Annotated in this window: 16 protein-coding genes and 1 tRNA gene; 14 read left to right on the top strand and 3 right to left on the bottom strand. The window is 71.1% G+C overall.

Annotated features, from left to right (window positions below; all coding sequences use genetic code 11):
* Positions 1-7: 7 nt before the first annotated feature.
* On the bottom strand, positions 8-514 hold the full coding sequence (locus GGD88_RS03095; protein WP_184431631.1) for a hypothetical protein: 507 nt from the start codon (positions 512-514) through the stop codon (positions 8-10).
* 164 nt (positions 515-678) lie between these two features.
* On the opposite strand from GGD88_RS03095, the gene GGD88_RS03100 reads away from it, so the two are divergent.
* Entirely contained in the window at positions 679-1,629 is a 951-nt protein-coding gene (locus tag GGD88_RS03100) for a dihydrodipicolinate synthase family protein (protein ID WP_184431633.1), read from the top strand.
* A gap of 250 nt (positions 1,630-1,879) precedes the next feature.
* Here the strand turns inward: GGD88_RS03100 and GGD88_RS03105 are convergent, their stop codons facing one another.
* Complete coding sequence (locus GGD88_RS03105; protein ID WP_184431635.1) at positions 1,880-2,665, bottom strand: ComF family protein; 786 nt, start codon at positions 2,663-2,665, stop codon at positions 1,880-1,882.
* Between the two features lie 109 nt (positions 2,666-2,774).
* On the opposite strand from GGD88_RS03105, the gene GGD88_RS03110 reads away from it, so the two are divergent.
* The 3 genes from GGD88_RS03110 to map are packed head-to-tail and all read left to right on the top strand — an operon-like array spanning position 2,775 to position 5,294.
* The gene (locus tag GGD88_RS03110; RefSeq protein ID WP_246423542.1) at positions 2,775-3,704 is read left to right on the top strand and encodes a methyltransferase domain-containing protein; all 930 of its coding nucleotides are present in this window, start codon (positions 2,775-2,777) and stop codon (positions 3,702-3,704) included.
* A 55-nt stretch (positions 3,705-3,759) separates the two neighbouring features.
* Entirely contained in the window at positions 3,760-4,485 is a 726-nt protein-coding gene (gene sfsA, locus GGD88_RS03115) for a DNA/RNA nuclease SfsA (protein ID WP_184431637.1), read from the top strand.
* Complete coding sequence (gene map, locus GGD88_RS03120) at positions 4,482-5,294, top strand: type I methionyl aminopeptidase (RefSeq protein WP_184431639.1); 813 nt, start codon at positions 4,482-4,484, stop codon at positions 5,292-5,294. The genes sfsA and map overlap by 4 nt, the downstream gene beginning before the upstream one ends.
* A 114-nt stretch (positions 5,295-5,408) precedes the next feature.
* Here map and pap read toward each other — a convergent pair whose 3' ends face one another.
* Positions 5,409-6,944, bottom strand: coding sequence for a polyphosphate:AMP phosphotransferase (gene pap, locus GGD88_RS03125; RefSeq protein WP_184431641.1), 1,536 nt, complete (start codon positions 6,942-6,944; stop codon positions 5,409-5,411).
* Positions 6,945-7,335: 391 nt separating this feature from the next.
* Between pap and gap the strand changes: the two genes are divergently transcribed.
* From gap to GGD88_RS03175, 10 genes are all read left to right on the top strand, one after another.
* The gene (gene gap / locus GGD88_RS03130; protein ID WP_184431643.1) at positions 7,336-8,343 is read left to right on the top strand and encodes a type I glyceraldehyde-3-phosphate dehydrogenase; all 1,008 of its coding nucleotides are present in this window, start codon (positions 7,336-7,338) and stop codon (positions 8,341-8,343) included.
* A gap of 175 nt (positions 8,344-8,518) precedes the next feature.
* Entirely contained in the window at positions 8,519-9,715 is a 1,197-nt protein-coding gene (locus GGD88_RS03135) for a phosphoglycerate kinase (protein WP_184431646.1), read from the top strand.
* 271 nt (positions 9,716-9,986) lie between these two features.
* The gene (locus tag GGD88_RS03140) at positions 9,987-11,267 is read left to right on the top strand and encodes a D-amino acid dehydrogenase (protein WP_184431648.1); all 1,281 of its coding nucleotides are present in this window, start codon (positions 9,987-9,989) and stop codon (positions 11,265-11,267) included.
* A gap of 169 nt (positions 11,268-11,436) precedes the next feature.
* Positions 11,437-12,840: a dihydrolipoyl dehydrogenase gene (lpdA, locus tag GGD88_RS03145; protein ID WP_184431650.1), complete on the top strand. Its 1,404-nt coding sequence runs from the start codon at positions 11,437-11,439 to the stop codon at positions 12,838-12,840.
* 19 nt (positions 12,841-12,859) lie between these two features.
* Positions 12,860-13,819: a lipoyl synthase gene (gene lipA / locus GGD88_RS03150; protein ID WP_184431652.1), complete on the top strand. Its 960-nt coding sequence runs from the start codon at positions 12,860-12,862 to the stop codon at positions 13,817-13,819.
* A gap of 4 nt (positions 13,820-13,823) precedes the next feature.
* Complete coding sequence (locus GGD88_RS03155) at positions 13,824-14,309, top strand: type II toxin-antitoxin system RatA family toxin (RefSeq protein ID WP_184431654.1); 486 nt, start codon at positions 13,824-13,826, stop codon at positions 14,307-14,309.
* Between the two features lie 148 nt (positions 14,310-14,457).
* A complete protein-coding gene (locus GGD88_RS03160; protein WP_184431656.1) occupies positions 14,458-15,141 on the top strand; it encodes a hypothetical protein in 684 nt (227 codons plus the stop codon).
* Between the two features lie 83 nt (positions 15,142-15,224).
* Positions 15,225-15,300: transfer RNA gene (locus GGD88_RS03165), tRNA-Glu, on the top strand.
* A gap of 156 nt (positions 15,301-15,456) precedes the next feature.
* On the top strand, positions 15,457-16,722 hold the full coding sequence (locus tag GGD88_RS19085; protein ID WP_184431658.1) for a glycosyltransferase: 1,266 nt from the start codon (positions 15,457-15,459) through the stop codon (positions 16,720-16,722).
* Complete coding sequence (locus GGD88_RS03175) at positions 16,719-17,717, top strand: lysylphosphatidylglycerol synthase transmembrane domain-containing protein (protein ID WP_184431660.1); 999 nt, start codon at positions 16,719-16,721, stop codon at positions 17,715-17,717. Before GGD88_RS19085 ends, GGD88_RS03175 begins: the two co-directional genes overlap by 4 nt.
* Positions 17,718-17,755: the final 38 nt, after the last annotated feature.

Below are 17,755 nucleotides of genomic sequence, written 5' to 3' on the forward strand. Positions count from 1 at the left end.
CGGCGCGCTACCGACACGCCGGCATCTCATGCGCCTTCAGGCTGCCGCCGGTCAGTGCCTCTAGCCGGTAACGCGCCCCCGCCACGTCACGGGCGGCCGCGGCGGCTTCGGCCTCGGCCTCGTGCAGGCGGCTGTAGGCCCGCATCAGGTCGGTGCGCTCGGCGTCGGTCACGCCGTCGGCCTCGATCGCTGCGATCAGGTCGCGCAGGCGCGCCTGGTAGTCCTGCAACGCCAACAGCCGGCCACAGGCGCCCGACGCCGGCGCGGCTTCGCCGCCGGAGTCCGGCCCGGCGCCCAGGTCGGTTGTCGCCTCGGTCGCGTCGCGCACCACCGCGCGCCCAGCCGCGCCCTCGCCCACCGCCCTCCCCTGGCCCGGTTCGGGCAGATGCGCGTACGGGGGATCCGGAGCGCAGGCCGCCACGGCCCCGCCCAGCAGGATGGCAACCGAGACCCCCGCGAGGCGCACCCCGCGGAGTCGCGCGGGCGAGAGGGGCGAGAGGGGGAACAGGGTCATGGGCGGGCTCTTCCATTGGGCCGCGACGCAGTATTCCCCTCAGCAGATGGGCGGCGGCTGGGCCGCCCGCAACCATATGGACCACCTCCGCCCGGACCGCTGGACAGGCCGGCGGGGCCGTCTATCGTGCACCGCCTCCGGTCTTTCGCCGCCATGAGGTTTCGATGACTCCGACTCCTGCTCCCGCCCCGGCGCCCACCCCGGCGCCCGCCCCGGCGCACGGTCTGTTCGTCCCGGTCCTGACCCCGTTCCGGGCCGACCTGTCCGTCGACGTGCCGCGCTTCCTCGACCATTGCCGCTGGCTCCTGGCGCACGGCGCCGATGGCCTGGCGGTGTTCGGAACAACCTCCGAAGCCAACAGCCTGGGGGTTGACGAAAAGCTGGACCTGCTGGCCCGGCTGATCGACGAGGGCGGCATCGCCCCGGATCGGTTGCTGCCGGGCACCGGCACCTGCGCCCTGCCCGAGACCGTGCGCCTGACCCGGGCCGCCGTCGAGGCCGGCTGCCGGGGGGTCCTGATGCTGCCGCCGTTCTACTACAAAGGGGTGTCCGATGATGGCCTGTTCGCGAGCTTCGACGCCGTGATCCAGGCGGTCGGCGACCGCCGGCTGCGTGTCTACCTGTACCACTTCCCCCAGCTCAGCCAGGCGCCGCTGTCCCTCGACCTGGTGGGACGCCTGATTGCGGCCCACCCGGAGACCGTCGCCGGCCTCAAGGACAGCTCCGGGGACTGGGACAACACCCGGGCGCTGCTGGAGCGGTTCCCCGGATTCGGTGTCTTCCCGGGCTCGGAGGCCCGCCTCCTTGAGGCCCTGAGACTGGGCGCGCCCGGGTGCATCTCGGCTACGGCGAACGTCAACCCGGCCGGCATCGCCGCGGTCATCGCCGGCTGGCAGGCGGCCGACGCCACCGAGACCCAGGCGCGGGCCACCCAGGTTCGGGCCGTGTTCAACGGGCGCCCCCTGATCCCGACCCTCAAGGCGATTCTCGCCGACGCCCTGCAAGACGAGACCTGGCGCCGGCCACGTCCGCCGTTGTGCCCGTTGGACGCGGCGGAGGGCGCCCTGTTGCGCGAGACCCTCGCCGGCCTCGGGGTCGACCCCGCGCGGTCGTGACGGCGGCCGGTGTTCCGGCCCGACCCTGGGGCACGTATCCGCCCCCACAACGAACAGCCGCCGCGAGGATGTCCTCGCGGCGGCTCGATCTGCGGCGCGGTTGTGTTTGTGTGGTGGCGCCGCCGGACGGTCCTCCCTGACCCACTTGCGCGGTCGACGCGATGACACCCCAGCCATGCGTTCCATGCAAGGAAATTCGTTGCTGCGATGCAAAAATCGCATGACGCGGGCGGTTGTGGGCGTCCGGGGGCTACCCGCACTCGTCCCGGATGACCCGGGCCAGGGTCAGCACGTCGACCGAGTCGGCGCCGGCGCGATCGAGGACCCGACAGCATTCGGCGGCCGTCGCCCCGGTCGTCAGCACGTCGTCCACCAACAGGACCCGCCGCCCGGCAATGCGTTCCGGCCGGGAGACGCGAAACGCACCGCGCACGTTGGCGGCCCGGCCCGCGTGCCCGAGTCCGCCCTGCGACGGGGTCGCGCGCCACCGGATCAGGCCCGTGGGTGCCCAGGCGCGCCCGCTCAGGCGCGCCAGCGCGCCGGCCAGGAGGGCCGACTGGTTGAACCGGCGCCGCCAGAGGCGCCAGCGATACAGAGGGACCGGCACGATCAGATCGGCCGTATCGAGCAACGGCCCGGCCGCCCGGCCCATCCAGCCCGCCAGGGCCGGCACCGCATCCGTGCGGTCCCCGTGCTTGAAAGCCAGGATGAGCGGCCGCGCGCCGTCGTCATAGACCAATGCCGCCCGCGCCCGGCGCCAGGCCGGGCGGCGCCGGGCGCAGGCACCGCACAGCAGACCGGCGGCCTCCTCCGCCGCCGGCGCGCCCCAGTCGCCCCCGAACGGGACGCCGCAGCGGTCGCACAGCGGTGGGGTGATGAACGTCGCCTCGGCGAAGCAGTCGGCGCACAGCGCCCCGGTGGCCGCCACCAGCGCCCCGCAACGCAGGCAGCGCGGCGGCAGCACGAGATCAAGGGCCGGCCGCAGCCGCGCCGCGACCCGGCTCGCGGCCGTCGGGCGGTGTGCGAATCCCGTCATGGCACGTCCCGGACAGAGGGTCCTCGGATGAGTATGCGTCCCGACCCGCGCGCGGGCGAGGGCCGTTGCCTTCACAACGCCACGCCCGCGCGCCATATTCCCCGGCATGATGGACAGCCCCGACAGCATGACCGTGTTCGACCGCCGCCTGGTCCGCCACCACCGCGAGCGGGCCGCCGGCGGCTGGGACGGCTTCGACTTCCTGGTGCGCGAAACCGCCGCGCGACTGGTGGACCGCCTGGACGACATGACCCGCGCCTTCCCGCTGGCGCTCGACCTGGGCTGCCACGGCGGCGAGGTGGGCCGGGCGTTGGGCGGACGGGGTGGTATCCGGACCCTGATCCAGGCCGACCTCGCCCCCGCGATGGCGCGCCGCGCCGCGGCTCGTGGGGCGGGGCCGGGGCTGGCCTGTGACGAGGAGGCGCTGCCGTTCGCGCGCGGTAGCCTGGATGCCGTCCTGAGCAATCTGTCCTTGCACTGGGTCAACGACCTGCCCGGCGCGCTGATCCAGATTCGCCATGCCCTCAAGCCGGATGGCCTGTTCCTGGGCTGCCTGCTGGGGGGCGCCACACTGCGCGAGCTGCGCACCTGCCTGGCCGACGCCGAGCAGGAGATCACCGGGGGCCTGTCTCCGCGCACCTCGCCGCTGGCCGACGTGCGCGACGCCGGCAACCTGCTGGCGCGCGCCGGGTTCGCGTTGCCGACGGCGGATTCAGACGTGATTACGGTGCACTACGAGCATCCGTTCAAGCTGTTTCAGGATCTGCGCGGGATGGGCGAGAGCAACGCCGTGTTGGCCCGGCGCCGGACCCCGACGCGGCGTGACCTCATCCTGCGCGCCGCCCACATGTACCAGGAGCGCCACGCCGGGCCGGACGGACGCGTCGCCGCGACCTTCGAGGTCATCACGCTGACCGCCTGGGCGCCCGCCCCCGATCAACCGCAACCGCTGGCGCCGGGAAGTGGCCAGACCAGCCTGCGCCAGACCCTGGGCGGTTCCTTGGACGATCCCCAGGACGATCCAACGGCGGTTCACTGACCCTGTTTCCAATCCTGACGCCCGCGCCGCAGCGCGACCGAGGTATGCGACCGCGATGGACTTTCCCACCCCTCTGATCCGGGGCACGCTGGTGCGCCGCTATCAGCGCTTCATGGCCGACGTCGTGCTCGATGACGGCACGCCCGTCACCGCGCATTGCGCCAATTCGGGCTCCATGCTGACCGTCAAGCCGCCCGGCGCCGAGGTCTGGCTGTCGCGGTCGGACAACCCGAAGCGCAAGCTGAAGTACACCTGGGAGTTGGTGCGGATCGGGGACCACCTGGTCGGTGTCAACACCAATCACCCCAACGCGCTGGTGGCGGACGCGATCACGGACGGCACGATTCCCGAACTGGCCGGCTACGACCGGCTTCGGCGCGAGGTCAAGTACGGCCGCAACAGCCGCATCGACGTGCTCCTGGAAGGCCGGGACCGCCCGACCTGCTACGTCGAGGTCAAGAACGTCCACATGAAGCGCGACCCCGCGGAGGGGGGCGCCGCCGAGTTCCCCGACGCCGTGACCGCCCGCGGCGCCAAGCATCTGGATGAACTGGTCGATATGGTCGCGTCGGGCTATCGGGCGGTCATGGTGTTCCTGGTCCAGCGCGGCGATTGCGGGCGCTTCCGGATTGCAGGCGATATCGATCCGGCTTATCTAGAAGCCCTGGACCGCGCCCTGTCGCTCGGTGTCGAGGCGCTCTGCGTGTCCTGTACCGTCACGCCGGAGCGCATTTCTGTGGCCGGCCCCCTTCCCCTGGACCTGGATTCTCCGCCGCCATGATCGAAGCCGCCGCCCGTTCCGAAAACCAGGTTGTCCTGCATGGCCCGGAAGCCTTCGCCGCCATGCGCCTGGCCGGCCGTCTGGCCGCCGAGACCCTGGACTTCATCACGCCCCACGTGCAGCCAGGCGTGACGACGGAGGAACTGGACCGGCTGTGCGCGACGTTTATCGCCGATCACGGCGCGGTTTCGGCGCCGCTGAACTACAAGGGCTTCCCGAAGAGCATCTGCACGTCGGTCAACCATGTGGTCTGCCATGGCATCCCGGGGCCGAAGACCCTCAAGGACGGCGACATCCTCAACATCGACGTCACGCCGATCGTCAACGGCTGGCACGGCGACAGCAGCCGCATGTTCTACGTCGGCACGGTGGGCGTGAAGGCGCGGCGGCTGTGCGAGATCACTTACGACTGCCTGATGCGCGGCCTGGAGGTGATCCGCCCCGGCGCCACCCTGGGCGACATCGGCCACGCCATCCAGTCCTACGCCGAGGCCCAGCGCTATTCGGTGGTGCGTGACTTCTGCGGTCACGGCGTCGGCCGGGTGTTCCACACCGCGCCCAGCGTGATGCACTTCGGTCAGCCGGGGACCGGCATGACGTTGCAGGAAGGCATGATCTTTACCGTCGAGCCGATGATCAACGCCGGGCGCTGGGAGACCAAGATCCTTGGGGACGGCTGGACCGCCGTGACCAAGGACCGGTCCCTGTCGGCCCAGTTCGAACACACCATCGGCGTGACCGCGGACGGCTGCGAGATTTTCACGCTGTCGCCGAAGGGCTGGCACTGCCCGCCGTACGAGGGCGCCTGATCGCGTGACGCCGCGCTAACTATATGATTCTCAGCCGATTTTTGCGACAAACCGAAATCGCGGCGCGAATCCGGTGTGTCGCGATCGGCGGTCATCGCGCCGGCCTCCGTCCGCTCACGTCTTCCCGGCCCCGTCTGCCAACGCCGCTTCGAGGGCATCGGCGACCGTCCGGACGACCTTGACGCGCGCGTGGCGCTTGTCGTTGGCTTCCACCAGGGTCCAGGGTGCGAAGTGGGTGCTGGTGCGTTCCACCATCTCGTTGACGGCCAGCGTATACGCGTGCCAGTTCTCGCGGTTGCGCCAATCCTCGTCGGTCAGCTTCCAGCGCTTGTAGGGAATCTCCTCGCGCCGGCGGAACCGGTCCAGTTGCTCGTCCTTGGTGATGTGAAGCCAGAACTTGCACAGCACGATGCCGTGCTGCACAAGCTGGTCCTCGAAGTCACGGATCTCGGCATAGGCCCGGCGCCATTCGGTATCGGCCGCGAATCCCTCGACGCGTTCGACCAGAACCCGGCCGTACCACGATCGGTCGTATACCAGCACCCGGCCCGCGCGACCGAGCTGGCGCCAGAAGCGCCAAAGGTAGTGCTGGGCTTGTTCCTCGTCGGTGGGTGCGGCCACTGGAATGACGGTCACCTGACGGGCGTCCAGGGCTCGGGTCAGGCGGCGGATCGAGCCTCCCTTGCCGGCGGCGTCCCAGCCCTCGAACACCAGCACGGTCGAGATCCCGCGCGCCCGGGCCTTGCGTTGCAGCACCGCGACCCGCCCCTGCTGGCGGGCCAAATCCTTGCGATAGTCGCCCTTGGACAGCGTGGCGGACATATCCAGCGCGTCCAGCACCGTCGGCAGGCCATCGGTGACGGGCGGGGCGGCGGTGGCCACGCCACCGCCCCCGCCCCCCAGGATGGCCGGGGGCAGGTCGGCCCGGGCCAGCGTGCGGCGTCGGTCGAGATGGTGCTTGAGCGCATCCCGCAGCGTGTACAGCACCGTCAGCGACCGGTACGGATGGTCCTCGCCCTCCACGATGCTCCAACGCGCATCGGCCACCGATGTGCGGGCGATCAGGTGCTCGGCGGCGAACATGAAGGAGTCGTACATCTCCCAATGCCGCCAGTCCTGCTTGGTCACGCGCCAGCTCTGGTTCGGATCTTTTTCCAGGGCCTTCAGCCGTTTCTTCTGGGCATTCTTGCTCAAGTGCATCCAGAACTTGAGGATAAGAGCGCCATCATCGGCCAGCGTCTTCTCGAAGGTGATCACCCGCGCCATGTACTCGTCGAACGTCGCCACGTCGATGGCGCCGTTGACGAGGTCCATGAACGGTCGCGAGTACCAGCACGACAGGAATTGGCCGATCCGCCCCTTCGGCGGCAGGTCGCGCCAGAAGCGCCAGTACTCGGGCCGCTCGCGCTCTTCGTCCGAGGCCGGCCCATAAGCGCGGGTCAGGATCCAGCGCGGGTCCAGCCACTCGTTGAGCAGGTTCATGCTCTCGCTCTTGCCGGCGCCGTCGACGCCGGCGAACACCAGGATCACGGGGAAATCGGCTTGGCGCAGGGCCTGTTGCAGGTCCACCAGCTCGATGCGCAGGTCGGGGGCCTGGCGCTCGAACTCCTCCTTGCTGACCTTGCGTCCCAGTTCGGCGGTGCGGAACATGGCTGCCTCCCCCTGGCCCTGCGGCGCCCGCCCCCCCGGAGACGACGCCCTCGGCCCCACCCTACCGCCCCAGCGGCGGCGAGGCCAAGGTTCGGCGGGCGCCGGACGCGGGCGCCAAAACCGCGCGAGACGGGTCCCGCGGCACACGCTTGACCAAGGGGGTGTGAAAATGCGGGACCCTCTGCTAGGGTGTCGCCATCCTGGAGGGCAGGCCTCCCGGGTGCCGGTCGTGTCGGGCGCTCGCCCCGGCAGGCCGCGTCACCGAACGCGGGACAGGGGCTTTGGCGGCACCGCGGCCGCCGATGCGCTGTCCCTTGCGCGGATGCCTCCTCTCAATCGCATGCCTTCACAAGACCATGCCTTGGTCCGTGACCCGGAGGAGGAACTCTGAATGGCTGTTCGTGTTGCGATCAACGGTTTCGGCCGTATCGGGCGTCTGACCCTGCGCTCCCTGCTGGAGACGGGGCGAACCGACGTCGAGGTGGTGGCCGTCAACGACCTGGGGTCGGCCGCCGCCAACGCCCACCTGCTGAAGTATGACACCGTCCACGGCACCTTGCCGAAGGCGGTCACCGCGACCGACGACAGCATCGTCATCGACGGCAAGCCGATCAAGGTTCTGGCCGAACGCGATCCGGCCAAGCTGCCCTGGGGCGACCTGGGCATCGACATCGTCATGGAATGCACCGGCATCTTCACCGACCGTGACAAGGCGGCCCTGCACCTGACCGCGGGCGCGAAGCGCGTGCTGGTCTCGGCCCCGGCCGGCGGCGCCGACCTGACCGTGGTCTACGGCGTCAACAACAACAAGCTGACGGCCGAGCATCTGGTGGTCTCCAACGCCTCGTGCACCACCAACTGCCTGGCGCCGGTCGCCAAGGTCCTGAACGACTCGTTCGGCCTGAAGCGCGGCTTCATGACCACCATCCACAGCTACACCGGCGACCAGCGGACCGTCGACACGCTGCACAAGGACCTGCGCCGCGCCCGCGGGGCCGCGGACAACATGATCCCGACCTCCACCGGCGCCGCCAAGGCGGTCGGCCTGGTGCTGCCCGAGCTGGCCGGCAAGCTGGACGGCGTGGCCATCCGCGTGCCGACCCCGAACGTCTCGCTGGTGGACCTGAAGGCCGAACTGAACCAGGCGACCGACGCCGACGCCATCAACGCGGCCATGACCGCCGCCGCCCAGGGCGAGCTGAAGGGCGTGCTCGACGTCAACACGGCGCCGTTGGTCTCCAGCGACTTCAATCACAACCCCTTCAGCTCCGTGTTCGACGCCACCGGCACCAAGGTGATCGATGGCAATTTCGTCCGGGTCATGAGCTGGTACGACAACGAGTGGGGGTTCTCGACCCGCATGGCCGACGTGGCCGTGGAGATGGCGAAGACCCTGTAACCTGCGCGGGGCGGCGCGCCGGCCCGAACCCGGGTGCCGGCCGGCGCGACCTCCGGTTCACCGTGGGGCCCCGCCGTGCGATGTGGCCGGCCAGAGGACTGCCGGCTCGCATCGCGCGACCAGGGCCGCCGGGACGGGTGAACCGGACTCTGCCCCCTGATTCGGAGAGGCCACCATGCCCGAGTTCAAGACCATCGACGACCTGGACGTCAACGGCAAGCGCGTGCTCGTGCGCGCCGATCTCAACGTACCGATTCGCGACGGTGTGGTGACCGATACCACCCGCATCGACCGCTCCGCCGAGACCATCAAGGACCTGATGGCCAAGGGCGCGTGCGTCGTCGTGATGTCCCACTTCGGCCGCCCCAAGGGCGAGCGTGTGCCGGAAATGTCGCTGCGCCCGATCGTGGAGCCGCTGTCCAAGGCTCTCGGCGGCGTGCCGGTGGCCTTCGCCGACGACTGCATCGGCCCCGGGGCCGAGACGCTGGTCAACGGCCTCGCCCCGGGCGACGTGGCGCTCCTGGAGAACGTGCGCTACCACGCCGGTGAGGAGAAGAACGACCCGGCGCTGGCCCGCCAGCTCGCCGAACTGGGCGACATCTACGTCAACGATGCCTTCTCGTCGGCGCACCGCGCCCATGCCTCGACCGAATACATCGCCCAGCTCCTGCCCTCGGCGGCCGGGCGCCTGATGCAGGCGGAACTGGAGGCGCTGGGCAAGGCGCTGGAGAACCCGGCCCGGCCGGTGGCGGCCATCGTCGGTGGCGCCAAGGTCTCCACCAAGCTGGACCTTCTCGGCAACATGGTCGCCAAGGTCGACAAGATCATCATCGGCGGCGGCATGGCCAACACCTTCCTCTACGCCAAGGGCGTCGAGGTCGGCGCCAGCCTGTGCGAAAAGGACATGGCCGACACCGCCCGCGCCATCCTGGAGAAGGCCAAGGCCGAAGGCTGCGAGATCGTGCTCCCGGTGGACGCGGTGGTGGCCGCCGAGTTCAAGGAAGGGGCCGAGAACAGCACCGTCGCCATCGACGCCGTGCCCGCCGACCGCATGATCCTGGACGTCGGCTCGACGTCGGCGCAGATGGTCATCGACAAGCTGGGGGCCTGCAAGACGCTGGTCTGGAACGGGCCGCTCGGCGCCTTCGAGATCAAGCCGTTCGACGCCGCCACCAACACCGTCGCCCAGGCGGCCGCGCGCCTGACCGCCGAGGGCAAGCTGCTCACCGTCGCCGGCGGCGGCGATACCGTCTCGGCCCTGAGCAACGCCGGCGTGGAGGGCCAGTTCTCCTACGTGTCAACCGCCGGCGGCGCCTTCCTGGAGTGGCTGGAAGGCAAGACGCTGCCGGGCGTGGCCGCGTTGCGCGACTAGGACGGATCGCGTCCCTTGTGACCCACAAAACGGGTCACAGGGGATCCGTGACTCGATTCTCCCCCTTTGATTTAGGGCCGATTGACGCGACGATACCGAAGCACCTTGGCGGTTTCCTATCGTCATGATCGGCTCTCGCCAAGCAGCGGCGCGCCGACCGCATCATGGCCGTGGCGACCGGCCGGAGAGTCTCGCGCGGCGGGACCGGCCGGCCGCTCCCGATCGCATGGGTTCCGAAACGGAGGAGAACCCGTTTGAAGGTGTTGGTCCTGTGAAGGTGTTGGTCCTGGGGGCCGGTGTCATCGGCACCACCACCGCCTGCCTGCTGGCCCGGGACGGCCATGCCGTCACCGTGGTCGACCGCCAGCCCGGCCCCGCGCTGGAAACCAGTTTCGCCAACGGTGGTCAGATCGCCGCCAGCCACGCCGAGCCGTGGGCCAGTCCGCGAACCCTGGTCAAGCTGGCACAGTGGATCGGTCGGGCCGACGCCCCGCTTCAGGTCCGTTGGTTGCGATGGGATCCGGCCCTGTGGTCCTGGGGCCTGAGGTTTCTGTACAACTGCCGGCCGGGGGCGCAGGCGCGCAACCTGGAGCGGGCCGTGCGTCTGGCCCTGTACAGCCGCCAGCGTCTGCGCCTGATGCGCGAGCAGGTGGCCCCCGAATACGACGGCCGCTCAAGCGGCATCCTTCACATCTACCGCGACCGGCGCAGCCTGCCGCAGGCGACGGCGGCGGCCGAACTGATGACCGCCGCCGGCCTGGACCGCCACCCCGTGAGCATCGACGAGGCGGTGGCCCTGGAACCCGCGTTGGCGGACGTGGCGCCACACCTCGCCGGCGCCTTCTACAGCCCGGACGACGAAAGCGGCGACGCCCACCTGTTCAGCCGCGCCATGGCCACCGAGGCCGAACGGCGCGGTGCGACGTTTCTCTACGACACCAAGGTGCATGGCCTGCTGCGCGCGTTGCGAGTGCCGCGTCGCGTAATGGGCGCCACCACCAGCCGCGGTCCCCTCACCGCCGACGCGGTGGTGCTGTGCCTGGGCAGCTATGCGCCGCGGGTCATGCGCACCATCGGCCTGTCGCTGCCGATCTACCCGGCCAAGGGCTATTCGATCACCCTGGACACGCGCGGCGCGCCCGCGGCCCCCACGGTCAGCGTGACCGACGACGAGCACCGCATGGTGTTCTCGCGCCTGGGCGACCGGTTGCGCTGCGCCGGCACCGCCGCCTTCGAGGGCTGGAACACCACGCTGAACCCGCGCCGGGTGGCGGTGACGATCCGGCATGCCCGATCGCTGTTCCCGCGCGGCGGCGACTACGACGACCCGCAGCCGTGGTGTGGCCTGCGGCCGGCGACACCGGATTCTGTCCCGATTCTCGGGGCTTATCCGAACATCGAAAACCTGTTTCTCAATACCGGGCATGGCACCATGGGGTGGACCATGGCGGCGGGCTCGGCCCAGGTCACGGCGGATCTCATCACCGGCCGGACCCCGGGTCTGGACCTCAAGGGCCTGACCGCCCACCGGTTCCTGCGCTGGGAGCCGTAGCGGGCCGCCCCTCCAGGCCGTCCGCCCCGGTGGTCCTGGACGGCCCTGGACGAGACCGGCGGGGATGCCAATGTGTACGGGACCGCCCCGCCGACACCGGCTACCGTGCCGGTCCCTCCCCGGTCCCGACCCCCGACCCCCGACCTCTTGTCTCCGGGAGCGTAGTGTTGTGAGTGAAACGTCCTTCGACATCGTGGTCGTCGGCGGCGGCCCCGGTGGCTACGTCGCCGCCATCCGGGCGGCCCAGCTCGGCCTTCGAGCCGCCGTGGTGGAGCGCGAGCATCTGGGCGGCATCTGCCTGAACTGGGGCTGCATCCCGACCAAGGCCCTGCTGCGCACGGCCGAGGTCTACCGCACCCTGCGCCATGCCAGCGACTTCGGCCTGGAGGCCGACGGCGTGCGCTTCGACCTGGGCAAGGTGGTCAAACGGTCGCGGACGGTCGCCGGCCAACTGGCGCGCGGCGTCGGGCACCTGCTGAAGAAGAACAAGGTGACGGTGATCGACGGCCATGGCGTGCTGAAGGGCGGCGGTCGGCTGGCCGTGCACAAGGACGGCGCGACGGTCTCGGAGCTGTCGGCCCGCCACATCATCCTGGCCACCGGCGCCCGTGCCCGGGTGCTGCCGGGGCTGGAGCCGGACGGCCGCCTGGTGTGGACCTACAAGGAGGCCATGGTCCCGGAGGCCATGCCCCAGTCCCTGCTGGTGATCGGGTCCGGGGCCATCGGGATCGAATTCGCCAGCTTTTTCCACGAGATGGGCGCCGAGACCACCGTGGTCGAGGTGATGGACCGGATCGTGCCGGCCGAGGACCCGGAGATCTCCGCCTTCGCCCGTAAGCGGTTCGAGAAGGACGGCCTGACCATCCACACCGAGACCCAGGTCAAGGCGCTGACCCGCCACGACAACGCCGTCACCTGTACCCTTGCCGGCAAGGACGGCGCCACCCGCGAGATCACGGTGGATCGCGTCATCCTGGCCGTGGGCATTGTCGGTAACGTCGAGGACATCGGCCTGGAGCAGACCAAGGTCGAGGTCGAGCGCGGCCACGTGGTCACCGACGGCTACGGCCGCACCGCCGAGCCCGGCGTCTATGCCATCGGCGACCTGACGGGGCCGCCCTGGCTCGCCCACAAGGCCAGCCACGAGGGCGTGGTCTGCGTCGAGGCCATCGCCGGCGTCGAGGGCGTACACCCGCTCGACCCCCGCCGCATTCCGGGCTGCACCTACTGCCACCCGCAGATCGCCAGCGTCGGCCTGTCGGAAGAGAAGGCCCGCGCCGCCGGCCACGAGGTGCGCGTCGGCCGCTTCCCGTTCGTCGGCAACGGCAAGGCGCTGGCCCTGGGCGAGCCCGACGGGATGGTCAAGACCGTGTTCGACGCGGGCACCGGGGAGCTCCTGGGGGCGCACATGATCGGCGCCGAGGTCACCGAGCTGATCCAGGGCTACGCCGTCGCCATGACCCTGGAGAGCACCGAGGCGGAGTTGATGCATACCGTCTTCCCCCACCCCACCCTGTCCGAGATGATGCACGAGTCCGTTCTTGACGCCTACGGACGGGCCATCCATTTCTAAGCCCATGAATGACATGCCCATGACATCGTCGGAGTCCGAGACGGCCGCGCCGCGGCCGCGCCATCCCGAGAAGGCCCATCGTCCGGACCAGGCGTCGCCGCGCAAGCCGGCCTGGATCCGCGCCAAGGCCCCGACCTCGCGGGAGGCCGCCGAGGTGCGGCGCCTGATGCGGGACAAGAAGCTGGCCACGGTGTGCGAGGAGGCCGCCTGCCCGAACATCGGGGAGTGCTGGAAGCGGCGCCACGCCACCTTCATGATCCTGGGCGAGACCTGTACCCGCGCCTGCGCCTTCTGCAACGTGCGCACCGGCCGACCCGATGCCCTCGATCCCGACGAACCCGACCGGGTGATCGAGTCCGTGGCCGCCATGGCGCTCAAGCACGTGGTCATCACCTCCGTGGACCGTGACGACCTGGCGGACGGCGGTGCCCGCCAGTTCCAGCGCTGTGTCGCGGGGATTCACGCCGCCGCGCCGGGCACCACGGTGGAAATCCTGACCCCGGACTTCCGCGACAAGGCCGGCGCGCTTGAGACGGTGATGGAGACGCCGCCCGAGGTCTTCAATCACAACCTGGAGACCGTGCCGCGCCTATACCCGTCGATCCGCCCGGGCGCGCGCTACTTCGCCAGCCTGCGGCTGTTGCAGCGGGCCAAGGAACTGGCCCCCGAGGTGTTCACCAAGTCCGGCATCATGGTCGGCCTGGGCGAGACCCGCGAGGAGGTGCTCCAGGTCATGGACGACCTGCGCGCCGCCGACGTCGATTTCCTGACCATCGGTCAGTACCTGCAACCGACCCGCAAGCATGCCGCCGTCGACCGCTACGTCACGCCGGAGGAGTTCGAGGACTACGCCCGCCTTGCCCGGGCCAAGGGGTTCCTGCTGGTCTCGGCCACGCCGCTGACCCGGTCCTCCTACCATGCCGACCGCGACTTCGAGGCGCTGCGCGCCGCCCGCTTGGACCGCCTGAGGACCGCCTGATCCCATGCCCACACACGCCGAAAAGCGGTTTCTGCCCTACGAGCCGTGGCAGCTCTATGATCTGGTCGCGGACGTCGAGAAGTATCCCAAGTTCCTGCCGTGGTGCCTGGCGTCGCGCATCAAGAAGCGCGAGGGCAACGTCTTCTATGCCGACCTGGTGATTGGCTTCAAGATGGTGCGGGAGCGGTTCACATCCCGCGTCACCCTGACCAGCGGCGAACGGATCGACGTGTCCTACACGGAAGGGCCATTCCAGTATCTCAACAATCACTGGATTTTCGAGCCCACCGAGGGGGGCACCGTCATCGACTTCTATGTCGATTTCGAGTTCCGCTCGGCGTTCCTGCAGAAGATCATGGGCGCGCTGTTCAACGAGGCGGTCCGGCGCATGGTCGCGGCTTTCGAACGCCGCGCCGAGCAGCTTTACGGGCGCGCACCAGCCTCACCGGGCCGGCCGCCCAAGCCGCGGCCGAGCCCGTCGACCCTGTAGCCGGTCGACAGGCATGGCGCGGCGGCGCGACACAGACGCGGGACGCGACCGGGCGGGGACGGGCATGGCCGCGGGCATTGGAGCAGCAAGGGCGATTGTCGGCGGAGCGGTGGTCTGGGCCGCGCTCACGGGCGGAGCCATCGCCCAGATGGACGGACGGGCGGACGGCGGGGCGGAGAGCGCCGAGGACGCGGCCGGTCCAACCCTCACGGTCAGCGAGGACGAGGCCCGCGCCTGCGCCGCGCGGCTGGAGCCGATGGCGGCCAGCTTCCCGGACCCGACCGAGGCCCTCTATCTGCGGCGCCTGGGCGAGACGGCCTTCCAGGTCTGGGCGCCGCGCGGCACCACACCGGACGCGCCCCTGCAACCCTGGTGCATCACGACCCTGACGGCCATTGCGGAAACGTCCTTTCTAGATGCCACCAACCGCGCCACGGTCATGAAGCTGGTCGCCGGCGCTGGCCCCGAACCGCCGCCCGCACGCGCGGCGGCCCCCGCACCCGAGGCGACGCCCGCGCCGGCCCCGACGGTCGTCCTGGAAGAGACCGAGGAGGCCGCGCCGCGCGGCCTGCCCGCGGCGTTCCAGCGCCTTCCACCGCGCGGCGGACGCTCCGCGCCCACGGTCGGCATTCCGGTGGCGGCGGACGGCGGGGGACTGCCGGACGCGGTGAGCGCCGGCGCGGCCGCCTGCCGCGCCGAGGGTGGCCAGCCCACGGCGGTGTTCACACGCCTGACCGGTGAGGCCCTGGCCGCCGCCTGCCGGCGACCGGACGGCACCGAGACCCCCTTGCCGGCCCTCGCCGCCCATCTGGGCGCCACGGCGGCGCGCTGACCGGCGGCGCGCGCGCTCCACGATCCCCCAACCATGGTGTTGACACGGCCCGGCGCTGACCGTAGAACAGCCGCCTAAACCGGGTCCCCTTCGTCTAGAGGCCTAGGACACCGCCCTTTCACGGCGGCAACAGGGGTTCGAATCCCCTAGGGGACGCCACGTCATTCAGGAGTGCGCGGCTGCCTGTGGGCGGCTGTGGTGGTCACGGCGGCGGGATACTCGCCTGACCTGTTGGGGCCCGACCTGGACCCGAGACTGCTCCGGACCCCGCCAATGACCCCCGCGCCCGCTCCCGTTTTGTCCCGGCCACTGTCCGTGGCCGTCCTCGTCACACTGGCGCGCGGTCCCGGCGCCGGGGGACACGTCAAGTGCTGGGAGCGGTTCGCGGAGGCGGCGGCCACCCTGCCCTCCGGCCCGCTCGACCTGACCATCTACACCATGGCCGACACCGAGGCGGTGGAGCCGCTGGCCCCCCACGTGCGGCATCATGCGCTGCCCCCGGTGCTGGGCACCGCCCGCATCCCGTTCCTGGAGCAGGGCGCCGGTCACACCGACCTGGCGCCCCATCACCGCCGCTTGGCCCGCCTGTTGCGGCGGCACGACGTGCTGCACGCCACCGACACCTTCACCTTCTCGCGCACCGCCCAGCGGGTTGCCCGCGCCCGGGATGCCGGCCTTGTGGCCTCGGTCCACACCGACCTGCCGGCCTTCACCACCGTCTATTCCCGCGAGATCCTGGCCCGCCTGACCGGCACCGGCCGGATCGGACGCTGGCTTCTGGACGGGCTCGACCTGCCGGGACGCCTGGGTCGCAACGCCGGCCGCACGGTCGCCCGCGTCCTGACCGCCTGCGACCGTGTGCTGGTGTCCAAGGACGCCGACCGCGCCCTGGCCACGCGGGCGGTGGGGGCGGACCGGGTGGCGTGGTTGCGGCGCGGCCTCGACCTGGACCGCTTCCATCCGCGCCACCGCGACCGCGCCCACCTGCGCCTGGACCTGGGCGTGCCGGCAGACCGTCCGCTGCTGCTGTTCGTGGGCCGCGCCGACGACAGCAAGCGGGTCATGACCCTGGCCCGCGCCGCCCGTCTGCTGCGGGACGCGGGCCATCCGCTGCATGTCCTGGTCGTCGGGGCCGGCAATCGCCGCGACGACATCCTGGCCCTGCTCGGCCCCGACGACGTCACCGCCCCCGGCACACTGCCGCAGGACGTTCTGCCGGCACTCTATGCCAGCGCCGATCTGTTCGTGTTCCCATCGGAGAGCGAGGTCTCGCCCAACGTGGTGCTGGAGGCCCGCGCCAGCGGCCTGCCGGTGGTGCTCTCGGCCCGCGATGGCGGCGCGCGTTTCGTGCGCGCCCACGGCCTGGACGGGGTCCTGGTGGACGGCCCCGACCCGGCCGCCTGGGCGAGCGCCCTCGCCCCGCTGCTGGCCGATACAGACACCCGGGCGGCGCTTGGCACCCGGGCGCGCGCCATCGTCGAGCAGACGGTGCCGTCGTGGCGTGACGTTTTAGAGGCCGACCTGCTGCCGGTCTGGCGGGCGGCCGCACGCGACCACGGCCGCGCGGAGCCTCGCCTATGAGCCCGCGCGCCCTGGTGGTGACGGCGCTCAAGGCGGCGGTCTCGCTCGGCCTGCTGGCGATCATCCTGGCCGGCGTCGACATCGGCGCCCTGTGGGCGCGCCTGGACGCCGACGTGGCCCTGGCGGCCGCCGCCGCCCTTGTGCTGCTGCAGGTCCAGGCCGCGGGGGCGGCGGCGCGCTGGCGCCTGGTGCTGGCGGTGCACGACCGGCCCCTGCCCTACCCGGCCGCCTGGCGCAACGTGCTGCTGGGGCTGTTCGGCAACCAGGCCATGCCGTCGACCATCGGCGGCGACGCGCTCCGCCTGTGGAACGGCTGGCGCCTGGGCCTGCCGATCGGGCTGGCGACACGGACGCTGGTGGTGGACCGGGTGTTCAGCTTCCTGGGCCTGATCCTGCTGTGCGTCGCCGGGCTGCCGGTGCTGGCGGCGCGGGCCGAGGACCCGCTGGTGGCGCGCGGCCTGCTGATCCTGGTGCTGGGGGGCCTCGCGTGCCTGCTGGTGCTGCTGGCGCTGCGCCTGCTGCCGTCCGGCCTGACGGGGCGCGCTGCGGTGCGTCCGTTCGTCGCCCTGTCGGACTCGGCGTGGCGGGTTCTGGGGAGCCGGCGGGCGCTGCCGCCGGTTCTCGGCCTGATGCTGCTGCCGCACCTGCTCGACATCACCGTGGTGTGGCTGTACGCCCTGGCGCTGGGCGTCGCGGCCCCGTGGTGGACCATCGCCCTGGTGTTCCCGCCGGCGATCCTGACCGCCGCGGTGCCGGTGTCCATCGCCGGCTGGGGCCTGCGCGAGGGCGCGCTGGTGCTGGGCTTCAGCCTGGTCGGTCTGCCGGGGGACGTGGCCTTGGCGTGCTCCCTGCTGTACGGCGTGTCGGCGGTGGTGACCGGACTGATCGGCGCGGCCATCTGGACCGTCGGCGACCGCGACGGCCTGGCGTCGTTGGGTCGGGCGCGGCGCGAGGCCGCCACCCTGCCGACCGATACCGAAGAGTCCGCCGACTGACCATCACGCGACGGGCGCGGCGACGCCCCCCAGGGCTT

The organism is Roseospira goensis, from assembly GCF_014197795.1.
In the GTDB taxonomy this organism is placed as follows: domain Bacteria; phylum Pseudomonadota; class Alphaproteobacteria; order Rhodospirillales; family Rhodospirillaceae; genus Rhodospira; species Rhodospira goensis.